At 75.7% G+C, this 1,010-nt stretch carries 1 pseudogene; it reads right to left on the bottom strand.

Annotated elements, in window-relative coordinates:
- A pseudogene (locus B7767_RS30305) lies at positions 1 to 719 on the bottom strand (alanine racemase); the annotation flags it as partial.
- Positions 720 to 1,010: the final 291 nt, after the last annotated feature.

The following is a 1,010-nucleotide window of genomic DNA, read 5'->3' as shown; positions in this document are numbered from 1 at the left end:
GGTACGCCCCCCCGCCCCGCCCGCCCCCCCGCGGCCCGCCGCTCGGCGAGTTCACGGCGCGCGGCGGCCTGCATCAGCCGAACCGCCCGTGACCGCAGCGGCCGCCCGGCCACCGCGTCGCCGACACCGGCCACATGGCCCTCGTACGCCATGATCCCGACGAGCTCGAACCCGGGGCGCCGGGCCACCGCGCGCGCGAACTCGGCGACCTGGGCGGGGGAGTGCAGCGGGGAACGCCGGGCGCCGATCCGCACCCGCCCGCCGAGCAGTTTCAGGGAGGTGTCCAACTCCAGGCAGACGCGCACCACTTCACCGCCGCCCGCGCGGGAGGCGTCGATCAGGTCGAGCTGCGCCGGATCGTCGACCATGACCGTGACGGCGGCGGCGAGCTTGGGATCGGCGGTGAGCTCGGCGTAGCGGGCGCGGTCGGCGGAGGGGTAGGCCAGCAGGACGTCGTCGAAACCGGAGCGGGCCAGCCACAGGGACTCGGCGAGGGTGAACGACATGAGGCCCGCGAAACCGTCCCGGGCCAGGACCCGTTCGAGCAGCGCGCGGCAGCGTACGGACTTGCTCGCGACCCGGACCGGCTTCCCGCCGGCCCTGCGGACCAGATCGTCCGCGTTGGCGTCGAAGGCCTCCAGGTCCACGATCGCGAAGGGGGCGTCGAGGCGGGCGGTGGCCCGGTCGTAACGGGCCCGGTCGGCGGCGCGCGCAGTCATGAGCGCAGCCTGCCAGACGGGATTACCGCACGGTAGGGGATGTTCCGGGCAGATGCCGCGGCCGTGCGGACTGGTTCCCGTTCGGCGCGGACCACGCCGTAGAGTGACGCGCACGCACGACGGCGGGGCGGCGCCGGCCAGAGGTCCGGACCGGGATGACGCGTCGTCCGTGCGGGTATCTCTACCCGGGACGAGTCCGTGCCGGGCGGGCACGACGAAACGGGGGGTGCATGAGCACGGAAGCGCGCCGCGCCTCCCACCCCCCGCGCCCCGCCGTCCCCCCGCGCCCCG

Origin of the sequence: Streptomyces sp. 13-12-16, from assembly GCF_002114215.1 — a bacterium.
In the GTDB taxonomy this organism is placed as follows: domain Bacteria; phylum Actinomycetota; class Actinomycetes; order Streptomycetales; family Streptomycetaceae; genus Streptomyces.
This window is presented reverse-complemented; position numbering and strand designations above follow the sequence as displayed.